Annotated in this window: 19 protein-coding genes; 14 read left to right on the plus strand and 5 right to left on the minus strand. The window is 71.9% G+C overall.

Features of this window, described 5'->3' with window-relative positions:
• The 9 genes from ACTZWW_RS18860 to ACTZWW_RS18900 form a co-directional block, all read left to right on the plus strand.
• A partial coding sequence (locus tag ACTZWW_RS18860) for a virulence factor SrfC family protein (RefSeq protein WP_444782507.1) occupies positions 1-627 on the plus strand: 627 nt, incomplete at its 5' end.
• 10 nt (positions 628-637) lie between these two features.
• Positions 638-1,837, plus strand: a complete 1,200-nt coding sequence (locus ACTZWW_RS18865; protein WP_444782508.1) for a hypothetical protein — start codon at positions 638-640, stop codon at positions 1,835-1,837.
• Between the two features lie 14 nt (positions 1,838-1,851).
• Positions 1,852-3,744 (plus strand): vWA domain-containing protein, encoded by a 1,893-nt coding sequence (locus ACTZWW_RS18870; protein ID WP_444782509.1) that lies wholly within the window; start codon positions 1,852-1,854, stop codon positions 3,742-3,744.
• A gap of 7 nt (positions 3,745-3,751) precedes the next feature.
• Entirely contained in the window at positions 3,752-4,468 is a 717-nt protein-coding gene (locus tag ACTZWW_RS18875) for an ABC transporter ATP-binding protein (RefSeq protein ID WP_444782510.1), read from the plus strand.
• Positions 4,465-5,667 carry an ABC transporter permease gene (locus tag ACTZWW_RS18880; protein ID WP_444782511.1) on the plus strand — a complete coding sequence of 401 codons (1,203 nt, stop codon included), beginning with the start codon at positions 4,465-4,467 and terminating at the stop codon, positions 5,665-5,667. The genes ACTZWW_RS18875 and ACTZWW_RS18880 overlap by 4 nt, the downstream gene beginning before the upstream one ends.
• Positions 5,657-7,237, plus strand: coding sequence for a formylglycine-generating enzyme family protein (locus tag ACTZWW_RS18885; RefSeq protein ID WP_444782512.1), 1,581 nt, complete (start codon positions 5,657-5,659; stop codon positions 7,235-7,237). Before ACTZWW_RS18880 ends, ACTZWW_RS18885 begins: the two co-directional genes overlap by 11 nt.
• Before the next feature lie 79 nt (positions 7,238-7,316).
• Positions 7,317-8,027, plus strand: a complete 711-nt coding sequence (locus ACTZWW_RS18890; RefSeq protein ID WP_444782513.1) for a glycine zipper domain-containing protein — start codon at positions 7,317-7,319, stop codon at positions 8,025-8,027.
• Between the two features lie 16 nt (positions 8,028-8,043).
• The gene (locus ACTZWW_RS18895) at positions 8,044-8,502 is read left to right on the plus strand and encodes a hypothetical protein (RefSeq protein ID WP_444782514.1); all 459 of its coding nucleotides are present in this window, start codon (positions 8,044-8,046) and stop codon (positions 8,500-8,502) included.
• Positions 8,503-9,210: 708 nt separating this feature from the next.
• Positions 9,211-9,417 (plus strand): hypothetical protein, encoded by a 207-nt coding sequence (locus tag ACTZWW_RS18900; RefSeq protein WP_444782515.1) that lies wholly within the window; start codon positions 9,211-9,213, stop codon positions 9,415-9,417.
• A gap of 314 nt (positions 9,418-9,731) precedes the next feature.
• Here the strand turns inward: ACTZWW_RS18900 and ACTZWW_RS18905 are convergent, their stop codons facing one another.
• Positions 9,732-10,553, minus strand: coding sequence for a manganese catalase family protein (locus tag ACTZWW_RS18905; RefSeq protein WP_444782516.1), 822 nt, complete (start codon positions 10,551-10,553; stop codon positions 9,732-9,734).
• Positions 10,554-10,705: 152 nt separating this feature from the next.
• Between ACTZWW_RS18905 and ACTZWW_RS18910 the strand changes: the two genes are divergently transcribed.
• Entirely contained in the window at positions 10,706-12,016 is a 1,311-nt protein-coding gene (locus ACTZWW_RS18910; RefSeq protein WP_444782517.1) for a class I SAM-dependent methyltransferase, read from the plus strand.
• A 351-nt stretch (positions 12,017-12,367) separates the two neighbouring features.
• Here the strand turns inward: ACTZWW_RS18910 and choV are convergent, their stop codons facing one another.
• The 3 genes from choV to ACTZWW_RS18925 form a co-directional block, all read right to left on the minus strand.
• Complete coding sequence (gene choV, locus ACTZWW_RS18915) at positions 12,368-13,612, minus strand: choline ABC transporter ATP-binding protein (protein WP_444782518.1); 1,245 nt, start codon at positions 13,610-13,612, stop codon at positions 12,368-12,370.
• Entirely contained in the window at positions 13,609-14,460 is an 852-nt protein-coding gene (choW, locus tag ACTZWW_RS18920) for a choline ABC transporter permease subunit (protein ID WP_444782519.1), read from the minus strand. Before choW ends, choV begins: the two co-directional genes overlap by 4 nt.
• Before the next feature lie 169 nt (positions 14,461-14,629).
• Complete coding sequence (locus ACTZWW_RS18925) at positions 14,630-15,577, minus strand: choline ABC transporter substrate-binding protein (RefSeq protein ID WP_444782520.1); 948 nt, start codon at positions 15,575-15,577, stop codon at positions 14,630-14,632.
• A gap of 207 nt (positions 15,578-15,784) precedes the next feature.
• Between ACTZWW_RS18925 and betI the strand changes: the two genes are divergently transcribed.
• The 3 genes from betI to betA all read left to right on the plus strand — a co-directional run bounded on the left by betI (position 15,785) and on the right by betA (position 19,863).
• Positions 15,785-16,450, plus strand: coding sequence for a transcriptional regulator BetI (gene betI, locus ACTZWW_RS18930; RefSeq protein WP_444782521.1), 666 nt, complete (start codon positions 15,785-15,787; stop codon positions 16,448-16,450).
• Complete coding sequence (gene betB / locus ACTZWW_RS18935) at positions 16,447-17,907, plus strand: betaine-aldehyde dehydrogenase (RefSeq protein WP_444782522.1); 1,461 nt, start codon at positions 16,447-16,449, stop codon at positions 17,905-17,907. The genes betI and betB overlap by 4 nt, the downstream gene beginning before the upstream one ends.
• Positions 17,908-18,156: 249 nt before the next feature.
• Positions 18,157-19,863, plus strand: a complete 1,707-nt coding sequence (betA, locus tag ACTZWW_RS18940) for a choline dehydrogenase (protein WP_444782523.1) — start codon at positions 18,157-18,159, stop codon at positions 19,861-19,863.
• On the opposite strand, the gene ACTZWW_RS18945 is transcribed toward betA, so the two are convergent.
• A complete protein-coding gene (locus tag ACTZWW_RS18945; RefSeq protein WP_444782524.1) occupies positions 19,864-20,652 on the minus strand; it encodes a class I SAM-dependent methyltransferase in 789 nt (262 codons plus the stop codon).
• Positions 20,653-20,770: 118 nt separating this feature from the next.
• Here ACTZWW_RS18945 and ACTZWW_RS18950 point away from each other — a divergent pair, with 118 nt between their 5' ends.
• Positions 20,771-21,796, plus strand: a complete 1,026-nt coding sequence (locus tag ACTZWW_RS18950) for a serine hydrolase domain-containing protein (protein ID WP_444782525.1) — start codon at positions 20,771-20,773, stop codon at positions 21,794-21,796.
• Positions 21,797-21,803: the final 7 nt, after the last annotated feature.

Raw genomic sequence — 21,803 nt, forward strand, 5'->3', positions numbered from 1 at the left:
GGCCAGGCCGCGCCCGTGGCCGCCGTGCCCGACGCGACCACATCGGCGAGCACCCAGCCGCAGGAGCGTCGGCGCACGCGCCAGGCGATCCTCGCCGAGGCTGCGCAGAAGGCGTGGCTCGAGCGGATGTACGCGCAGACCGAGACGCCGGCCTTCTGCAGCCAGATGGGGATCGCCTCGGCGACGCTGCGCGAGCTCGTGGGCGAGATCGCCGGCGCAGCGCACCGCCTGAACCTGAGCGCCCGGCTCGCGGAGAAGCTCACCGTCTTCGCCCACGAGGAGCGGCGCGACGAGCTGATCGCCAAGGCGGCGGTGCTCTCCGAGCGCGTGCTCAACCGCTTCGTCTCGGATCTCGGATGGCGCGACACGCCGGCGGCGGAGCGCCCGACGGTGACGCTGCCCGACGGCGGCGCGCGCACGGTCTTCGCCGAGCGCCCGGTCGCCTACCTGGCCGAGAGCCTCCCGGCCGAGCCGGTGCCCTTCCGCCAGTCCTATTTCGACGACTGGATCTTCGGCTTCTACCAGATCGTCCAGGACAACGCGCGCAGCGGCGAGGGCGGCTTCGTCAACGTCGCGCAGAACGCGCGGCTCGGGCGCATCATCGACGTCCTCGACCAGGCTCTGTGAGGCGCGCTGCATGAACGTCCCGGTCAAGGTCACGCGAGATCCACGGCGCCCGGCGGGCTTCGCGCACATCGCGATCGCGGCCGCCCTGCCGACGGGCGCGCCGATCCAGATCACGCGCGAGCACCCGTCGAAGCCGCATCTGGGGCCGGCGGGGTGGCAGGCGCAGAGCCACGACCTGAAGCCGCTCGGCGTCGAGTCGACGGACATGGGCGTGCGCCTCGTCGTCGGCCCGGACGTGGTCAACGAGATCGAGGAATACGAGCGGATCACCATCGCGATCCGCTCGATCGGGCTGCAGTCGGAGGTCGACTGGCCGTCGATTCCCAAGCTCGCGCGGGCCTCCTCCGCGCAGGGCCCCGTCGCGCCGACGCCGGTCGCGGCTCGGCCGGAGCCTGAGGCAGGGCCCACATCCGGCGCAGTCTCGCCGCGACCGCTCGGCGGCGATCCCGACCGGGCGATCGGGAACGACGCGCAGGGCGCCGGCCGGGGCCTCGACGACCGGGACGGCCGAGGCTTGGACGGCCGAGGCTTGGACGGCCGGGGCCCCGACGACCAGGACCTCGACGACCGGGACCTCGACGAGCGGGACCTCGACGACCGGGACCTCGACGATCCAGGTGCGCACCACCGGAGCCGGGAGGAGGAGGAGGACGACGACGAGGGCTACGAGGAGGAGGAAGAGCGCAAGTCCTACAAGAGGCTCGTCATCGCAGGCGCCGTCGCGGGCCTGCTCCTCGCCGTCGCGGCGATCCTCTTCCTGCCGGGCCTGTTCGGCTCGGAGGACGAGGTGGCGATCGAACCGACGCCTCCGCCCACCGAGCTTCCCCGCCAGGACACCGCGCGCAGCCCCCGCGACGAGATCCTCGACCCGGCAACGCCGCCGGAGCGGCTGTTCGAGCTCGGACAGGAGCAGCTGCGGGCGGACCCGCCGGACGTCGAGCTCGCGGCCGCAGCGATCGAGCGCGCCGGGCGCGAGGGCCTGGCGGATGCCGCCATCTGGATGGGGGAGACCTTCGATCCGCGCCTTTCGCTGTGGGAGCGCATCGAGGCGCCGGGCCCCAACGCGTCCGCGGCCCTGCGCCACTACACTGTCGCCCGCGGCCAGGGGGAGGCGCGGGCCGCCGAGGAGATCGCGGCGCTGTGCGCCTGGCTCTCCGAGAGGCCGGAGGCCGACGACCCGATCGCCCGCGAAAACTACTGCGAGAGCTAGGAGGAGAGATGTCGATGCTGCGCACCGCCCTGTTGCTCGCCGGACTGGTGGCGGCGCTCGTCGCCGGCGCCCCGTCCATCGCCCGCGCGGACGCTCCGCTCGTCCTGGACGGAGCGGAGACCCTCTACCAGAAGGTGATCACCCGCACCGGCGCGCGCATCCACGGTGCGCCCGACGCGGGCACGGCCGCGGCGGAGCCGCTCGACCCCTTCACCATCCTCTACGTCTACGAACGCCGCGGCGACTGGCTGCGCGTGGGCGAGGACGACGACGGCGCCGAGGGCTGGATCTCCGCCGATCGTGCGATCGACTGGAAGCAGACGATCGTCGTCGCCTTCAACGACCCGGCGCTGAACCGGCGGGAGCGCACCCTGCTGTTCCGCTCACGCGAGGCGCTCGAGGAGACGATCTGCTGCGAGGACGTGCTCACGCGGGTGACCGATCTGAGGACCGCGGCCGTCGCCGACGCGCTGGCGCCGGACGCGCCCGTGGTGTCCATCGAGCCCGAGCTTCACGTCGACATCGACGACGACTTCTACATCTTCCCGATCCTGCAGGCGGAGCAGCGGGTGCTGCACTTCGGCGCGCGCGGGCGCATGCTCGAGGTGGCGTCCGTCGCCCTCCAGGAACCGAGCGACACCGAGCAGGGCGAGTTCCGCGCCGGGGTCGTCTTCGTCATCGATACGACGACCTCGATGGGGCCCTACATCGAGGGGGTCCAGCGCGCCGTCGACCGCATCCGGGGACGGCTGATGGACTCCGACATCGCGGACGCCGTGCGTTTCGGCCTCGTCGGCTTTCGCCAGTCCGACGCCGTGACCCCGGCCCTCGAGTACCACACGCGCACCTATCTCCCGCTCGCGGAGGATTCGACGGTCGATCGGCTGAGCGCGCAGCTCGCCACGATGCGCCCCTCCCGTGCGGCGAGCCCCGGCTTCGCCGAGGATTCGCTCGGGGGAATCGAGGAGGCCGTGCGCACGGCCGATCTCTCCGCCTTCCAGGTCAAGTTCCTCGTGCTGATCACCGACGCGAGCCCGCGCTCGCCCGAGCTCGGCGACACGCTCACGGCGATGCTGCCCCCGGAGATGAACGCGCGCCTGCGCTCCGCCGGGTTCCACCCGCTCGTCTTCCACCTGACCACGCCGGAGGGCGGCCCGGATCATTCGCTCGGCCGGAGCGCCTACACCCAGCTCGCGCGGGTCGAGGCAGACAGCTACTATCGCGAGATCCAGGGCGGCGACGTCGCCCGGTTCACGGGACTGATCGACGGAATCGCGGACCAGATGGTGGGTCTCGCATCGGAGACCCGGCGCAACGGCGTGGTCGCGGACGCCGACCCGAACGACGATTCGGACGAGGCCCGCCTCCGGCGCAGCTGGCGCGCGATGCAGCTCAGCTATCTCGCGGGCGATCCGCCGGACGTGTTCCGGGCCTGGATGATCGACAAGGCCCTCGAGAACCCCCGCCGCGACGCGCTCGACATCCGCGTGCTCATCACCAAGAACCAGCTCGCGACCCTGTTCGAGATGGGCGAGCGGATCATCGAGACCGCGCAGTCCGGCCTCGACCGGCTCGATCCGGACGGCTTCTTCACGAGCCTGCGCGAGGCGGTGGCGCTGCTCGCGCACGACCCGGACCGGCTCGCCCGCGGCCAGATCGACTCCCTCGGGGATGCGCTCGGCGAGTACCTCGCGCTCCTGCCCTACGACAGCCCGATCACCTCCCTGACCGAGGACGATTGGAACCGGATGACCGGCGGGCAGCAGCGCGACCTGCTCGAGACGCTGCGCTCGAAGGTCGCCTATTATCGCCGCCTGCACGACACGCCCGAGCTGTGGATCGCGCTCCGGCCGGACGCCGAGGACGGCGAGCGGGTGCTGACGATCCCCCTCGCGCGGATGCCGTGAGGGCGTGATGTCGATACTCGCCGTGCGCAACGCGATGCGGATTCTGACGGACGGCCGACGCACCTTCGAGGTGTGGATCGAGGATCTCGTGCTGGGTCCCGGCATGCGCAAGGCGATCGTCGGCCCGTCCGGGTCCGGCAAGACGACGGCGATGGACATGCTCGCGCTGGCGAGCGCCCCCGACGGCTGCGACAGGCTGGTGCTCCAGGAGAAGGGGCGCCGGCCCGTCGACCTTCTCCGGTACTCGGCCGGCCGGCTCTCGCGCGTGCGCGCCCGGCGCTTCGGCTACGTGCTCCAGACCTCGGGGCTCCTCCCCTTCCTCACCGTCGGGGAGAACGTCGCGCTGCCGCAGCGGCTCGCCGGGCGCGGCGATCGGCGCGAGATCCGCCGGCTGCTCGCCGCGCTCGACCTCGACGTGCCGCTGTCGACGATGCCCTCCGAACTGTCCGTCGGCCAGCGCCAGCGCGTGGCCATCGCCCGCGCGCTCGCCCACCATCCGGATTTCGTCTTCGCCGACGAGCCGACCGCGGCGCTCGACCCGGGGAGCGCGGCGCGGGTCATGCACCTCCTGACCGAGCTCGCGGCGCAGAGGGGCGCCGCCGTGCTGGTGATCTCCCACAATGTCGACCTGATGGAGGCGCACGGGTTCGAGATCCTTCCGGTCCACTTCACGACGGACCAGGATCGCAGCTGGAGCTTCATCGGCGAGAGGGTCGCGGCATGATCGTGGGCGCCGGGCTCGGGCTGCGCGCGATCCAGCGCGACCGCACCATGGTGGTGTTCACCGCCGTCGCGCTGGCGGCCGTGCTCGGCCCCCTGCTCGTCCTCCTCGGCCTCAAGAACGGCGTCGTGGGTGCGCTGCTGCAGACCCTGCGCAACGATCCGCGCTCGCTGGAGATCGTGTTTCGCGGCCAGTCCACCATCACGCCGGCGCAGTACGCGACCATCGCCGCGGTGCCCGGCGTCGGTTTCGTCATGCCCGACATCGGCTCCATCACGGCGAGCGCGCGCTTCGCCGCGGACGAGCGCTCGCCGCTCGTCTCGGGCCAGGCCTGGCCGACGGCGGCGGGCGATCCGCTGCTGCCGGAGGGCACGCCGAGCCCGGGCCTGGACGAGGCGATCCTGTCGGCCGCTCTCGCACGGCGCCTCGGCGTCGAGGCGGGCGCGCGCATCCTCGTCCTGCGCGAGCGGCAGAGCGAGGCCGGTGCGGAGGATCGCCTCGTGATCCCGCTGCGGATCGTCTCCGTCGCCCCCGGGAGCGCGGTCGCGGGCGAGCGCGCGCTGCTGGCCTGGGAGACGATCGACGCGCTGCAGGCCTTCATCGACGGCTACGCCGTCCCGCGCTACGGCGTCGGCGGGCGCGATCCCGCCGAGCGGCCGCCGGGCTACGTGCGCATCCGCCTCTACGCCTCGGATCTCGAGGCGGTCGGCCCGCTCACGGCGTCGATGGAGGCGATGGACTTCGCCGTGACCTCGCGCGCGGACGAGGTCTCCGGCGTGCTGAAGCTCGACCGGGACCTCGCCACGCTGTTCACCCTGATCGCGAGCATCGGCGCGAGCGGCTACCTCGTGTCCTTCTGGGCGAGCCTGTCCGCCAGCCTGGCGCAGCGCCGGCGCGAGCTGAGCCTCGTGCGGCTGATGGGCGGCAGCGGCGGGGACCTCGTGGCCTTCGCGCTGGTGCAGGGGATCGCGATCGCGATCGCCGGCGTCGCCCTCGCCTTCTCGATCTTCGGCGTGCTCGCGCTCCTCATCAACCTGCGCTTCACCGTGGAGATCGCGGGTGCCGGGCCGGCCTGCTTTCTCACCGGGCTCGACGTCCTCGTCGCCGCCGCGGGCTCGACGCTCGTGGTCGTCCTCGTCACGGCCGGCCTCGCCCGGTTCCTCGTCAAGATCGCGCCCTCGGAGGTGCTCCATGAAGCCTAGTGCGCTGCTCGTCGCCGCAGCCGTCGGCGCCCTCGTCCTCTCCGCCGGGGCGCTCGTCGCGCCCGCCTCGGCCCAGCCCGCCACGACGTGGCCGGAATGGGTCTGGAACCCGCGGCCCGATCCAGACGACGTGGTGCTGCCGATGCCCTGCGGCGGGGCCATGGCCCTGCGCGTGGTGGAGACCGGCTCGGCCGGGGCGCTGGACGACCGCCGCGTCGTCCTGGGACGCAACGACGAGATCCGCGCGGTGCAGGACTTCCGGCGCGAGGCCCATGTCGACGGTCCCTTCGCCAAGGGCGACCGGTCGTACTACCTCATCGGCAAGTACGAGGTCACCGAAGCCCAGCGCGACGCGGTGAGCGGGACCTGCCCCGCGCAGCCGAGCCCGATGCCCGCCACGAACGCGAGCTGGTACGACGCCGTGGCGTTCACGCGCGCCTACAGCACCTGGCTCCTGGAGAACGCGGCGGACGCCCTCCCCTCGGCAGAGACCGGCGTCGCCTTCGTGCGCCTGCCGACGGAGGCCGAATGGGAGTTCGCGACCCGCGGGGGCATGGCGGTGGGGCCGGAGGTGTTCCGGGCGGACGTCTTCGCGGACCTCGTCGACAACGTCGCCGAGATCTGGTCCCCGGGCAACCAGCTGCCGCTCGCCATCGGCGGGAAGGATCCCAACCCGCTCGGCCTCTACGACGTGCTCGGCAACGCCGAGGAGATCGTGCTTGAGCCGTTCAGGCTCAATCGCGTCGGACGCATGCACGGGCAGGTGGGCGGCTTCATCGCGCGCGGGGGGTCCACGCAGGACCAGGCCGACGTGATCTCCAGCGCGAAGCGCAGCGAGTACCCGTTCTTCGAGTCGCACGGCGGGATCGCGGCGGAGTCGCGCCGCGAGACGCTCGGCTACCGCGTGGTGCTCGGCGCACCGGCGATGGGCGATTTCGCGAGTGCCGACGGGCTGGAGCGGTCCTTCGCCGCGCTGCGCGATGCCGGAGAGGCGCCGACGGCGCAGGCGCAGCCACGCCCCGAGGCCGAGCTCGAGGCGATCGCGCGCGAGCAGACGGCGGGCCTGCGCAACCAGATCGCGGAGGTCGTCGCGGAGCTGCGCGCCGAGGAGACCCGGCGCCGGGAAGCCGACCTGCGCAGCGCGAGCGCGATGCTCTTCAGCGCCGCGACGCTTCTCAACGAGCTCGACGAGACCGGCGAGACGGTGGAGTTCTTCAGCTACGAGAGCGAGAACAACCCCGACCTGTCGCCGGACCTCGCCGCCGAATGGGCCGAGCGGGCGAACAGCAACCTCGCCCATTTCGGGCGGGTCGGCTCGGCCTACGTGACCGTCCTGCTGCAACTCGGCGACGAGTTCGGGCAGCAGCTTCCCGACGCGTTCGACCAGCTGATGAGCGACCTGGCCATGCGCGACCAGATCGCGACCTTCGGTGCGCTCGTCGAGCGCGCGCGCCGGGACGCGGTGAGCCTCGGCGACGGCACGCAGGACACGCGCAGCGTCCTCTCCGGGATCCTCGAACGCTCGCGGGCGGAGGTCGAAGCCAATCGTCCGGGCGTGGACTCGCCTTGATTCTCATTGTCCTCGGCTCACGAAAATCGTCTTCTATCGCGTGACGTCGAGGGCAAATCTTCAACACGGGGGTGCAAACATGATATCCATACGTATCTTCGCCCGCAAGACGGTGGTGGCGATCGCCATCGCCGGATTGCTCGCCGCCTGCACGGCCGCCGGTCCGGTGGACGTTGCGAGCCTCTCGCCGGCGGCTCAGCAGCTGCGCCAGCAGCAGGTGGAGCACCAGCGCGTCCAGCAGGGCGTGGCGGTGGGCGCCGTTCTCGGCGGTGCCATCGGCGCGGGCATCGGCGCCCTCGCCTCCCCGAACAACCGCGGGCGCGGCGCGCTGATCGGCGGCCTCGCGGGGGCGTTCGCGGGAGGCGCCGCCGGCGGCGCCTACGCGCAGAACGTCAACCAGCAGACCCGGCGGATCGCCGCCGAGCAGGACGCGGCGCGTGCGACGATCCGCAGCGCCAACGCCAGCATCGCGTCGTTCAACCGCCAGGCGGCGAGCGCCTCGCGCATCGTCTCGCAGGAGCGCAGCCGCATCTCGAGCCTGGACGCGCAGTACCGCCGCGGGCAGATCACGCTCGCCGAGTACCGGAGCCAGGCGCGCAGCGCACGCCAGAACGTGTCCCTCATCGAGGCGAGCGTCAGCCGCGCGAATGCGGACGTCGCCACCCTGGAACGCGCGGTCGCGGGCGGCAACACCTCCGCCCAGGCGCAGCTGAACCAGATGCGCGCGCAGCGCGACCGCCTGCAGGGCCTGGCTCGCCAGCTCGGCCAGGTCTACGACCGTGTCCCGTGAACAGGGAGGACCGAGCATGAGACGAGCGAACACCATCGCGCGGAGCGCGGCCATCGTCGGCGTCCTCGGCCTGATGGCCGGTGGGCTCGGCGGATGCGCGACGAACTGCACGGGCGATCCGCGGTTCGACGGGCTCGGCTGCGCGAGCGTCGGCATCGGCAGCGGCCGCTACGAGCAGGATACGCGCAATCTGAGGGCGACGGCGGCGCAGCGCCAGGGTGCCGCCGCGGCCGCGGCCGCCCGGGCGAACGTCGTGCGAGCGAACGCGGCGGCTGCGACGGCCGGCGCCCGCGCGGCCGAGGAGCGCAACCTGCGCCAGCAGGCGGAGCTCGCTCAGGCGCGCGCTCAGCTCCAGAACGCGCGGGCGCAGCTCGCGGCGGCGCAGGCGCGCGGCGCCGACTCGGAGGTGCAGCGGCTCCGCTCCGAGATCGCCTCGCTCCAGGCGCAGATCAACCGCCTCAGCGCACGGCGCTGAGGCGGATCGGGAACGAAGCGGGGGCGGATCATGGCCGGCAGAGGTCTCGCGATACTGGGATGGGGCGCGTTCGCGGTGCTGCTCGTCGCGGCGGGCGCGCTCCTGCTGCCGGCCTGCGGCCTGCGCCTCGGGCCGATCGATGTCGCGTGGTGCGCGCCCCCGGCGCGCGCCGCCGCGGCGGCGACGCCGCCCGACGAGCTCGACGACCTCCTGCGCCAGGTCCAGGCGCTCGAGGACGCGCTCGTCGCGCGGCCGCCGTGCGACCCACCGCCGGCTCGGCCGGCCGCGCCGCCGCCCCCCCCCCCAACCGCGCCCCCGCCCCCGGCCCCCCCCCCCCCCCCCCCGGGGGGGGGCCCCCCCCCCCCCCCCCCCCCCCCGCCCCCGCCCCCGGCGCGGGCGCCGGCGGGCGGGGCGGGGCCGCCGCGCCCCCCCCCGCGGGGGCGGCCGCCCCCCCCGCCCCCGCCTCCCCTTCCGGAGCCGCCTCCGGAGCCCGATCCCCCCGAGCCGCAGGTCGGCGACGACCTCGCGCTGCCCGAGGACGAGGAGGACCTGTCCTTCCTCGAAGGGTGCTGGGAATCTCCGCAGAACGCCAACATCGTCCAGACCGGGACGAACATCCGCATCCAGTTCCGCTACTGCTTCACGGGTCCCGACGGCAGCGGGACCGTCGAGATCCGCGACACGCGCGACGGCACCTGCCGTGGCCCGATGCAGGCGCGGCGCGAGGGCGATCGGCTGCTCATCGAGTACGAGAGGGCCATCTGCGAGCGCGGCGGCGCGACGTTCTCGCCCGGGATCATCGACTGCCGACAGGGCGCCGATCAGGTCACGTGCGACATCATCGACATCCAGAACGGGCGGCCGGAGCCGCGCGACCGGCAGGTCCGCGATGCGACCCTGAGGCGGGTCGATTGACGGCCGCGGTCTCCTGCGGTCATCCGACCTGAATGCGACCGGATGACCTACCTTCGGTGGATGGTCGGCCTCGAGGCATGCGAGGTGCGACGTCGTCGCTGTTCGACGGGATGGCAGCCCCGCGCCCTAGCACGGGCAGTTCCGTCACACCGTCTTCCACCGCGTGCGCTAGAGCATCATCCCAGCGAGTGGATGCCGGTCGCGGGAAGAATGATGCGAGAAAACAAGAAGCTAGAGTGCCCGATCTGATCCTGTCAGGTCGGATAGCGCTCTAGCGGCGCGCCGGAACCCCGGCGCGCCGCCTGCCCGGCGCCTCACATCTGCTCCTTCTGGGCACCGCTGTCGGGCCGCGCCTTGCCGAGCGAGGGCTCCTGGCCCATCGGCTCGGCGGGGCGCATGCTGAACTGGCCACGGCCGTCGAGCGAGGGACCCGACGTCCAGCGGCCCTCCGGGGCCTTCTTGTCCAGCGAGGTGTTGAGGAAGACGTAGGAATGCTCCGTCGCCTCGTGGCTCTTGGGCGTCGAGTTCGGGATCGGCAGCGTGGCCTCGAAGCCGCCGAGCTCCTCGATCACCGCGAGCCATTGCTGCTGGTGCATCGTGTCGCGCGCGATGAGGAAGGAGAGCATGTCCTTCATGCCCGGGCAGTCGGTAAGCTCGTAGAGCCGCGAGGCGAGCACGCGCCCGCCGGCCTCGGCGGTGGCGTTGGCCAGCATGTCGGCGGCGAGGTTGCCGGTCGCGTAGACGTGGCTCATGTCGAAAGGCACGCCATCGGCGTTCACCGGCATCGCCGAGAGGCCCGACGAGAGCAGGTGGCGCGGGTTCATGCCGCCGAGGATCGCCGCGACCACCGGGTCCTTCGCCGCCTCGTCCTTCATGTGCGCGGGCGCCTTCTCGAGGTTGAGCGCCACCGCGTGGCCGAGGAACTCGATGTGCGAGAGCTCCTCGGTCGCGGTCGCGATCAGGAGGTCGCGATACTTCGGGTTCCCGCGCGCGCCCATGGCCTGGAAGAAGTACTGCATCGCCACGCGAATCTCGCCCTCGACGCCGCCGATGGCCTGCTGGAGCATCTTGGCGAAGATCGGGCTCGGCTTCTCGCAGCGGACCTCGTACTGAAGCTTGCTGTTGTGGAAGAACATGTCGAAAATCCTCTCCGGCTCTGTGGCTGCCGGCCCGAACCGCCGACGGCGATCCGTGTTCCGACGGCGCCGGATCGAATGATCGCTCGGCACGCCCTTTCCGCCTCGGCGCTCTTGCACTAGCGTGCGCGCCGATCATCGTCGGAGCATGCATGGAACACGATCGAGGCGCCGTGACCCGGCGCGAGGCGCTGGCGGATCTGCTCGCCGAGGCGCACCGGGTGCTGGCGCCCGGCTTCGGCTTTCGCCTGTGGGACGGCAGCCGTGTTCCCGCGGACTGGCCGGAGGACGCGCTCGCGGTGACGCTCGCCGACGAGGGCGTGGTCGCCGTCCTGGTGCGCCGCCCGCGCCTCGACACGCTGATCAAGCTGCACGTCGACGGCCGCATCGACCTCGAGAACGGCACCTTCTTCGACCTCGCGGCGGCGCGGCCGAAAGGCAAGATCGGGCGGCTGGCGCGGGGGATCTCCAAGCGCAAGGCGCTGCGGGTCGCGGGGCTGTTCTGGCGTGTGGACCGCGGGCCGCGAAGCGTGCTCGACGCCGTGCGCGGCGACGAGATCGATCGCGACGGGCGCCCCGAGACGAACCGCGCGAACGTCGCCTACCATTACGACGTCTCGAACGACTTCTACCGCCTCTTCCTCGACGAGGAGATGGTCTACACCTGCGGCTACTTCGTCGAGGACCACGGCGACATCGACCGCGCGCAGCGCGACAAGCTCGACATGATCTGCCGCAAGCTGCGCCTGAAGCCCGGCGAGCGGTTCCTCGACATCGGCTGCGGCTGGGGCGCGCTCGTCTGCCATGCGGCACGGCACTACGGCGTCGAGGCGCACGGCGTGACGCTCGCGGCCGAGCAGCTGGCGCTCGCGAAGGAGAAGGCCGAGCGCCTCGGCCTCGCCGACAAGGTGACGTTCCACTTCAAGGACTACGTCCAGATGGACGGCACCTTCGACAAGATCGCCTCCATCGGCATGTTCGAGCAGGTCGGCATCGCCAACCATCCGACCTACTTCGCGACCGTGAACCGCCTGCTGCGCCCGCAGGGCCTCTACCTGCACCACACGATCGCGCGGCGCGCCAAGAAGAGCGACAAGCGCTTCGCCAAGATGACGTCCGAATACCGGGCGCTGGTGCGCTACATCTTCCCCGGCGGGGAGCTCGATCACCTCGGCATGTCGATCGCGAACCTGGAGCGTGCCGGCTTCGAGATCCACGACGTGGAGGGCTGGCGCGAGCACTACCAGAAGACGACCTATCTCTGGTGGAAGCGGCTGCTCGACCGCCGGGCGGAGGCCGAGGGACTGGTCGGGCCGCAGAAGGTGCGGATGTGGCTGCTCTACCTCGCCGGATGCTCGATGGCCTTCGCCCGCGGCGGGGCCTACATCAACCAGACGCTGGCCTCGAAGCGCATCCGCGGCCCCTCGGGCCTCCCGCCGACACGGGCGGATCTCTACCGCTGAGCGTACGAGGCGGGACGGGTTCAGGCGCGGTTCAGGTGCGCGGCTTAGGGTCGGCGTCGGGAGCTCACGGAGCGGCTCCCGCCTCGACTGCGGCCCGCCCGCGCGCCCTGCCGGCGCCGGCGGGCCGGCCTTTTTCCGCGCTCATCCCAGGATGATCACCGCCAGGATCGCGACGAGGCCGACGATGCCCAGCGCGACCCGCGCCATCGGCGACGGCGCGCGGCGGGGCGGAGGCGGTCGGCGCGGGCGCCGTGGTGTCATCGCGAGGGCTCCCGTGGGCTGACGGCACTGGGCGTGCCGGAACGTGGCCGCCATCTTGCCCTGTCACCGCCCAGTCAAACAAGCCCGGCGTCATGCCGCGGACGAGGTGCCCTCCCGCGGGTCGGCCGCGGGCTCGGAGCGCTCGCTGGCGCCGAGCACGCCGTCGTAGAGCTCCTTCTCGCCGAGCACGCCGATCGCCCGCCCGTCCTTGGCGACGACGAGGAGCGCGCCGGTGCGGCGGCGGATCTCCATCGCCTCGCGCAGGGTGACGTCCGGCGACACGACGACGACGGCATCCGCCGGGCTCGCGACCGCGTGGCTCGCCTCGCCCTCCCAGATCCGCACCGGAGCCGGGCCGCGCCCGTCGATCCGCGCGCCGGCGACGGTGCCGTCCTCGGCGATCTCGAGCGTCACGCCCGAGCCCGGCTCGGCGACGACGCGTCCGTCGCGCAGCCGCGTCAGGGCCTCGAGCGGCGTCATCAGGCTCTGGCCGCGCAGCACGTTGACCGGGTTCATGTGCGCCACGAACTCGGCGACGTAGGCGTTCGCGGGGTTGAGCGCGATGTCCTCCGGCGTGCCGGTCTGCACGATGCGCCCGCTCTCCATGATGGAGATGCGGTCGCCGATCTTCATCGCCTCGTCGAGGTCGTGCGAGACGAAGAGGATGGTCTTCTTCAGCTCCTTCTGCAGCTGCACGAGCTCGTCCTGCAGCTTGGAGCGGATCAGCGGGTCCAGCGCCGAGAACGGCTCGTCCATGAGCAGGATCGGCGCGTCCATGGCGAAGGCGCGCGCGAGGCCGACGCGCTGCTGCATGCCGCCCGACAGCTCGTGGCCGTAGGCGTTCGCCCAGTCCGAGAGTCCGACGAGCGCGAGCTTCTCGTCGACGACACGCGCGATCTCCGCCTTGGAGCGCCCGTTGACCTCGAGCCCGAAGCCGACGTTCTGCGCGACCGTGCGCCAGGGCAGCAGCGCGAATTGCTGGAAGACCATGGCGACGCCGCGCCCGCGCAGCCGCTTCAGGTCGGCCGGGCGGCAGTCGGCGACCTCGATCTCCTCGCCCTCCAGCGACACGAGCACCCGCCCCCGCGAGACCCGGTTGAGGCCGTTGACGCAGCGCAGGAGGCTCGACTTGCCGGAGCCCGAGAGCCCCATCAGCACCGAGATCTCGCCCTCGGCCACCTCGAGGTTGGCGTCGGCGACGCCGAGGATTGCGCCGGTCTCGCGCTGGATCGTCTCGCGGTCCTCGCCGCGGTCGAGGCGGGCGAGCGCCTCGCGCTCGCGGCCGCCGAAGACGACGTCGACATGCTCGAAGCGGACGGCGATGCGACGGCTCATCGGCTGGCCCTCTGCGGTTGCTTGCACAGGCGATCGAGCACGACGGCGAGGAGCACGATGGCGAGCCCGGCCTCGAAGCCCATGGCGATGTTGACGGTGTTGAGCGCCCGCACGACCGGCTGGCCGAGCCCGCCGGCACCGACGAGGGCGGCGATCACCACCATCGACAGCGAGAGCATGATGCATTGCGTGAGCCCGGCCATGATCGTGGGCAGCGCGTGCGGCAGCTCGACCTTCCACAGGATCTGGCGGCGCGAGGCCCCGAAGCTCTCCCCCGCCTCGATCAGCGCCCGAGGCGTCGAGGTCACACCGAGATAGGTGAGGCGCACCGGCGCGGCGACGGCGAAGATGACGGTCGAGATCAGGCCGGGCACGACGCCGAGCCCGAACAGGATCAGCGTCGGGATCAGGTAGACGAAGGTGGGGATCGTCTGGGTGAGGTCGAGCATCGGGCGCAGGACCTGGTAGAGCCAGGGCCGATGCGCGGCGGCGACGCCGAGCGGCACGCCGATGAGCATGCACAAGGCGGTGGCGAAGACGACGAGGGAGAGCGTCTCCATCGTCTCCTCCCAATAGCCCAGGTTGATCACGAGCAGGAACGAGACGACGACGAGGGCGAGCAGCTTCCAGTCGCGGTGGATGACCCACGCGAGCGCCCCGAACAGCGCCACGATGGCGAATGGGTGCGCCCACAGGAGCGCCTCCGTGACCCCGTCGATGACGAAGCCGAGCCCGTCCGAGATGGCGTAGAAGACGAAGGCGGCATGGTCGTTGAGCCAGTCCACGCCGTCGCGGATGAGCCCGCCGAGCGGGATCTTGTTGTCGGTGAGCCAGGCGACGGGGTCCATGGCGGGGGCATCTCCTTCGTTCGCCGCAGCCCCGACCTCCCCGCAGGGGAGGACGGAGGCCGTAGGCCGGAGGGTGGGGAGGGCGGCGGGCCGGCTCGATCGCATGGTCGAACGGCCCCACCGCCCGCGCTTCGCGCGGACTCCTCCCCTCCGGGGAGGACGCGGGCGCTTACTGCGCGAGCGCGGCGCGCACGGCCTCGGCGCCGTCGCCGCCGTCGACCGTGGTGACACCCTCGACCCAGGCGAGCGCGGTGTCGACGTTCTCAGAAAGCCAGGCGCGGGCGGCGTCGGCCGGCACGGCGTTGTCGTCGAGGATCGCGCCCATGATCTCGTTCTCCATCGCGAGCGTGAACTCCAGGTTGGTCAGGAGCGTCGCGAGGTTCGCACACTCCTGCATCAGCCCGGCGCGCACGTTGGTGTAGACCTCGGCGCCGCCGAAGTTCGGGCCGAACACGTCGTCGCCGCCCGAGAGGTAGACGAGATCGAAGTTGGCGTTCATCGGATGGGGCTCCCAGCCGAGGAAGACGATCGGCTCCTCGCGCGCCTCGGCGCGGCGCACCTGGGCGAGCATGCCCTGCTCGGAGCTCTCGACGAGATCGAAGCCGCCGAGGCCGAACATGTCCTCGTCGATCATCGACTGGATGAGGCGGTTGCCGTCGTTGCCGGGCTCGATGCCGTAGATCTCGCCGTCGAGCTCGTCCTGGAATTTCGCGATGTCGGCGAAATCCTTCAGCCCCTGCTCGGCGAGGTAGGCGGGCACCGCGAGCGTGTACTTGGCGCCGACGAGGTTGGGCGTCTCGATCACCTCGACCGTGCCGGCCTCGCGGTAGGACGCGATGTCGGCGGCCATGGTCGGCATCCAGTTGCCGAGGAAGACGTCGACGTCGCCGTTCGCCAGCGAGGCGTAGGTCACCGGCACCGACAGGAGCTCGGCTTCCGGGGCATAGCCGAGCGCCTCGAGCACGACCGAGACCGCGGCGGTGGTCGCCGTGATGTCCGTCCAGCCGACATCGGCGAAGACCGGCGAACGGCAGGCCTCGGGGACCTGGGCCAGCGCGGGCGCGGTCGAGAGGGCGAGGACGCTCGCGGCGGCCAGGGCGGGAAGGCGGATCGTCATCGGGTCGTCTCTCCTCGTCGGGCCTCGTTCCGGGCGTGTCCGCGCGCCGCCGATCGGCTCGCGGATACGCCGCCGCGGCCGGTACGCGGGGATGCGCCTCGGCGGATGCGGCTGTTCGTCTGGGCCAAAATTGATTGACCGTTCAATTAAGATCGGGCACGCTGCCGATGTCAACCCATTGCGAAGATTTCCCGCGAAGGTGCCCGGATGCCGCGTGTCGGCGTATCGAAGATCAGGCGCAGGCAATTGATCGACGCGACGATCGCGGCGATCCACGCGCACGGCTACGACGACACGACCATGGCGAAGATCGCCAAGCGCGCCGGAATGTCTCCGGGGCTGATCGCCCATTACTTCGGCTCGAAGGCCGAGCTGCTCGAAGCGACGATGCGCGCGCTCCTCACCGATCTCCAGACGCTCGTCGCCAAGCGGCTCGGCGAGGCCGGCGAGGCGCCACGGGCGCGGCTTTCGGCCATCGTCGGGGCGAATTTCGACGAGAGCCAATGCGCGCGCGAGACGGTCGCCGCCTGGCTCGCCTTCTGGGGGCAGGTGCCGCACGTGCCGGCGCTCGGGCGCCTGCAGCGCATCTACAGCCGGCGCCTGCACTCGAACCTCAAGCGCGAGTTCGGGCGCCTCGGCGTCCCGTCCGCGCAGACCGGCTACCTCGCGGAGGTGACGGCGAGCCTCATCGACGGCGTGTGGATGCGTGCCGGGCTCTCCGGCGGCGGGCTCGACACCGTCGCCGCCCGCCGGCTCGTCGGCGAGACGATCGACCTCCACCTCGCCGCACGCGGCGTCGCGCGCGATGCCGCCGCCCAAGTGGAAGCCGCCCAAGTAGAAGCCGCCCAACGCGAGAAGAGGAAGACGGCGTGACCGACCACCTCCCCCTGTTCATCGGCGGCGAGCGCCGCCCCGCCACCTCAGGCGAGCGCTTCGAGACGCGCAACCCCGCCGACGGCTCGGTGCTCGCGACGGTCGACGTCGCCGGTGCGGCCGACGTCGAGGCCGCCGTCGAGGCCGCGCGCGCGGGCTTTCGCGTCTGGTCGCGCATGACCGGCGTCGAGCGCGGCCGCATCCTGATGCGGGCCGCCGCGCTGCTGCGGGAGCGCAACGAGGAGCTCGCCCGGCTCGAGACCCGCGACACCGGCCGCCCCATCTCCGAGACCTCGGTCGTCGACGTGATCTCGGGAGCGGATTGCCTCGAATACTACGCGGGCATCGCGCCGACGCTGACCGGCCAGCACATCCCGCTCGGCGAGCAGGCCTTCGCCTATACGCGCCGCGAGCCGCTCGGCGTCTGCGCCGGCATCGGCGCCTGGAACTACCCCATCCAGATCGCCTGCTGGAAGTCGGCCCCGGCGCTCGCCTGCGGCAATTCCATGATCTTCAAGCCGGCGGAGCTGACCCCGCTCACCGCGATGGCGCTGGCCGAGATCTACGCCGAGGCCGGGCTGCCGGCGGGCGTGTTCAACGTCGTCCAGGGCTTCGCCGACACCGGCCGGCTGCTGACCCGGCATCCGGGGATCGCCAAGGTCTCGCTCACCGGCGAGGTGGGCACCGGCAAGGCGGTGATGGCGGACGCCGCCTCGACCCTCAAGCACGTCACGATGGAGCTGGGCGGCAAGTCGCCGCTCGTCGTCTTCGACGACGCGACGCTCGACAACGCGGTGGGTGGGGCGCTGCTCGGCAACTTCTATTCGCAGGGCGAGATCTGCTCGAACGGCACCCGCGTCTTCGTCCAGCGCGAGGCGATGGACGCCTTTCTCGACAAGCTCGTCGCGCGCACGGAGCGCATGGTGATCGGCGATCCGATGGACCCCGCGACCCATGTCGGCCCGCTGATCTCGCACGAGCACATGGGCAAGGTGCTCGCCGCCATCGAACGGGGCAAGGCCGCGGGCGCGCGGCTCCTCACGGGCGGCGATCGCGTCACGGCGAACGGGCTCGACACGGGCTTCTGGGTCGCGCCGACCGTCTTCGCCGAATGCACCGACGAGATGGACGTGGTGCGCGAGGAGATCTTCGGCCCGGTGATGGCGGTGCTGCCCTTCGACGACGAGGACGAGGTCGTCGCCCGCGCCAACGCGACGCCCTACGGGCTCGCCGCCGGCGTCTTCACCAACGACCTGACCCGTGCGCATCGGGTGGCGGCGGCGCTGGAGGCGGGGACCGTGTGGATCAACGCCTACAACCTCACGCCCATCGAGATGCCCTTCGGCGGCGTCAAGCAATCGGGGCTCGGCCGCGAGAACGGCCACGCCGCGATCGCGCACTACACCCAGGAGAAGAGCGTCTACGTCGCCCTGGGCGACGTCGACGCGCCGTATTGAGGCAGCGGAGGATAGACGAGACGCCGATGAAAGGCGCGACGTCCTCCCCTCTCCCAAGGGGCGTTTCCTTTGGAGAGGGGTCGGGGGTGTGGGGCGTCGGGTGAAGAGCGAACGGTCAGTGCGGTCTACCCGAGCACGGCCTCCAAGGCGCGCCCCTTCCTGCACGCCCCACACCCCCCGCCCCTCTCCACGAGGGAGAGGGGAGTCCCGTCGGCGGCCTTCATCCGCGGTATCGCGAACGAGAGCATCATGACCGAATCCCACGACTACATCATCGTCGGCGCCGGCTCCGCGGGCTGCGTCCTGGCGAACCGGCTCTCCGAGGACCCGGACGTCACGGTGCTGCTGCTCGAGGCCGGCCCGAAGGACCATTGGTGGGACTGGCGCCTGCACATGCCGAGCGCGCTCTCCTACCCGATGCAGTCCAAGACCTACAATTGGGACTACTGGACCGAGCCGCAGCCGAACCTCGCCGGGCGGCGGATGCACTGGCCCCGCGGCAGGGTGCTCGGCGGCTCGTCCTCGATCAACGGCATGGCCTATGTCCGCGGGCACGCGCTCGACTACGAGCGCTGGGCCGCCGAGGATCCGGCGCTCGCCCGATGGTCCTACGCCGACGTGCTCCCCTACTTCCGCAAGGCGGAGGCGCGCGAGAAGGGGGCGGACGCCTATCACGGCGGCGACGGGCCACTGCGGGTCTCGACGGGGATCGCGAAGAACCCGCTCTACCGCGCCTGGGTCGAGGCCGGCGTCCAGGCGGGATACGACCGCACCGAGGACCAGAACGGCTACCGGCAGGAAGGCGTCGGCACGATGGACATGACGGTCCACGCCGGCCGGCGCTGGTCCACCGCGCAGGGCTACCTGCGCCCGGCGATGGGCAGGCCGAACCTGACCGTGCGCACCGGCGTCTCGACGCTCGAGATCATCCTGGAGGGGAGCCGCGCCCGCGGCGTCGTGGTCGCGGACGCGACCGACGGCATCGAGCGGCTCTTCGCCGAGCGGGAGGTGATCCTGTGCGCCGGCGCCATCGGCTCGCCTCAGCTCCTGATGCTGTCGGGCATCGGCAATGCCGACGAGCTGAAGGCGGCGGGCGTGACGCCGCGCCATGCGCTGCCCGGCGTGGGCGAGAACCTGCAGGACCACCTCGAGATCTACGTCCAGCAGGAGAGCCGAGAGCCGATCACGCTCTATTCGGCGCTCAACCCGGTCGCCAAGGTCAAGATCGGGCTCGAATGGTACCTGAGGAAGACGGGGCTCGGCGCCACCAACCATTTCGAGACCGGCGGCTTCATCCGCTCGCGCGCGGGCGTGCGCCATCCCGACCTGCAATATCACTTCCTGCCGATGGCGGTGCGCTACGACGGCCGCAACCCGTCCGACCGCCACGGCTACCAGGCCCATGTCGGGCCGATGCGCTCCAAGAGCCGCGGCAAGATGCGGCTCGCCAGCGCCGACCCGGCGGCGCATCCGATCATCGACCCGCGCTACATGTCCCACCCGGAAGACTGGGAGGAGATGCGCGCCGCGGTGCGGCTCACCCGCGAGATCTTCGCGCAGCCCGCCTTCGACCGCTTCCGCGGGGCGGAGCTCGCCCCGGGCCCGGACGTGCGCACGGACGCGGAGATCGACGCCTGGGTAGCCGCGAATTGCGAGAGCGCCTACCACCCGTCCGGGGCCTGCAAGATGGGCTCCGACGCCATGGCCGTGGTCGACGGCGCTTGCCGGGTGCACGGGATCGAGGGGCTGCGGGTCGTCGATTCGGCGATCATGCCCTCGATCGTCTCGGGCAACCTCAACGCCCCGACCATCATGCTCGCCGAGAAGGCCGCCGACCTGATCCGCGGCCGCGAGCCGCTGGCGCCGTCGAACGCGGGTTGGCACGAGGATCCGGAGTGGGCGACGCGGCAGCGGCCGGGGGCACCGGAGGTGCGGGCGCGGGAAGCGGCGGAGTAGTCACCCCGCCTTCCTGCACCGCACGTGCAGGAAGATCGGCGCATTGCGTGTATCCGCCACCACCGGCTCGGCCGCCGCCTCCGCCTCCGTGGCGCGCGGCTCGCCCATCGCCTCGATCAGGAATCCGGCGGCGACGACCATCTCGACCCAGCGCGAGAGCGTGCAGTGGAAGCGTGGCGTGCGGAAGGGCTGCGTCGCCGCGCGCTCATCGGGCGCGACGGTGGAGAAGATCCAGGTCTCGATCTCGCCGTCCAGCTCCTCGAAATAGCCCCCGATCTCCAGCGCCACCACCCGGCCCTCGGCGTCGCGGACGTTGCGGTGGCGCGGGGGGACGAAGCAGGGGTGGAGGATCGAGAACTGGAGGAAGCCGCCCGGCTCCAGGACACGATGCGCCTCCGACAGCGCCGCCGGCTGATCGGGCATGTCCATCAGGGACATGAAGGCGGCGGCGAAGGCGAAGCTCCCGTCGGCGAAGGGCAGCGCGGCGGCGTCCGCGACGCGGTAGGCGATGCCGAGGGGCTCGGCCGCCTCCGCCTCCTGCGCATGCCGCACGAAGGTCGGCGCGACGTCGATGCCGGTCATGCGCGCGCCGAGCCGCGCCAGCGCGCGGGTGTTCGCTCCCTCCCCGCAGCCCAGGTCGAGCCCGGCGAGGCCGGCGACCGGCGGGAGCATCGCCAGGAACGCCGGCGTGTTCAGCACGTCGCGGTAGCGGTCGTGCCCGGCGCGGACGAGCCGCGTCCAGGCCTCGGCGTTCGATTCCCAGCAGGCGGCGACATCCTCGGGCTTCATGGCGCGGCTCCTCACATGCGATGGGGCGTGGGTCTTAGCGCGGCGTCCGCGATGAGCAAAGGCGCCTGTGCGATCGCGTCGCCTTGCGCCCGCCCTCCCCGCCTCTAGCTTCCGGACCATGTCTGATGCACCCACCCGCCGCGCCGCCCTCGCCCTCATCGCCGCGGCGACGCTCCCGCCCGGCCTCGCCCGAGCGCAGGACGAGGCCGCGCCCGAGACGCTCGACGCGCTGCTCGACGCGGCCGCCTCGCTCGATCCGCTGGAGACCGTCCTCGTCTCGCGCGAGCGGACCATACTCGCCGAGCGGGGCTACGGCGGCTCCGCGCCCGACCGGCCGACGAACATCAAGTCCGCCTCGAAGACGATCGTCTCCGCCCTCGTCGGGATCGCGATCGAGCGGGGGCTGCTGGAGGGCGTCGACCAGCCCATCGCCCCTCTCCTGCGCGACAAGCTGCCCGCCGACCCGGATCCGCGGCTCTACCGGATCACGATCGGCCACCTGCTGACGATGCGCGCGGGGCTCGAGCGCACGTCGGGCGCGAACTACGGCTCCTGGGTGGCGAGCCGGGACTGGGTGCGCGACGCGCTGGCGCGTCCCTTCGTCGACGAGCCGGGAGGGGCGATGCTCTATTCCACCGGCTCGACGCATCTCCTCTCGGCCATCCTCGCCCGCGAGAGCGGACGCTCCACCCGCGCGCTCGCCGACGACTGGCTCGGTGCCATCGACGGCTTCCGCATCGCCGGCTGGGAGACGAGCCCGCGGGGCATCCATCTGGGCGGCAACCAGATGGCGATGACGCCCCGGTCGCTCCTCGCCTTCGGGGAGACCTACGCGGCGGTCGGGCGCGCAGCGGACGGAACTCAGGTCGTCCCCGAGAGCTGGGTCGCGCAGAGCTGGACGCCCCGCACCCGCTCGCGCTTCACCGGGGACGGCTACGGCTATGCCTGGTTCGCCCGGGAGATCGGCGGGCGGGACGTGCGCTACGCCTGGGGCTACGGCGGCCAGATGCTCTACGTCGTGCCCGAGCTCGACCTCGTCGTGGTGATGACGTCGGACGAGTCGCGCCCCTCCGCCCGCACCGGCTACCGCGACCGCCTGCACGCGCTTCTCGGGGACATCGTCGCGGTCGTGTCGCGCGGGTGACCGGGCG

The organism is Salinarimonas sp. NSM (genome assembly GCF_052380005.1).
In the GTDB taxonomy this organism is placed as follows: domain Bacteria; phylum Pseudomonadota; class Alphaproteobacteria; order Rhizobiales; family Beijerinckiaceae; genus Salinarimonas.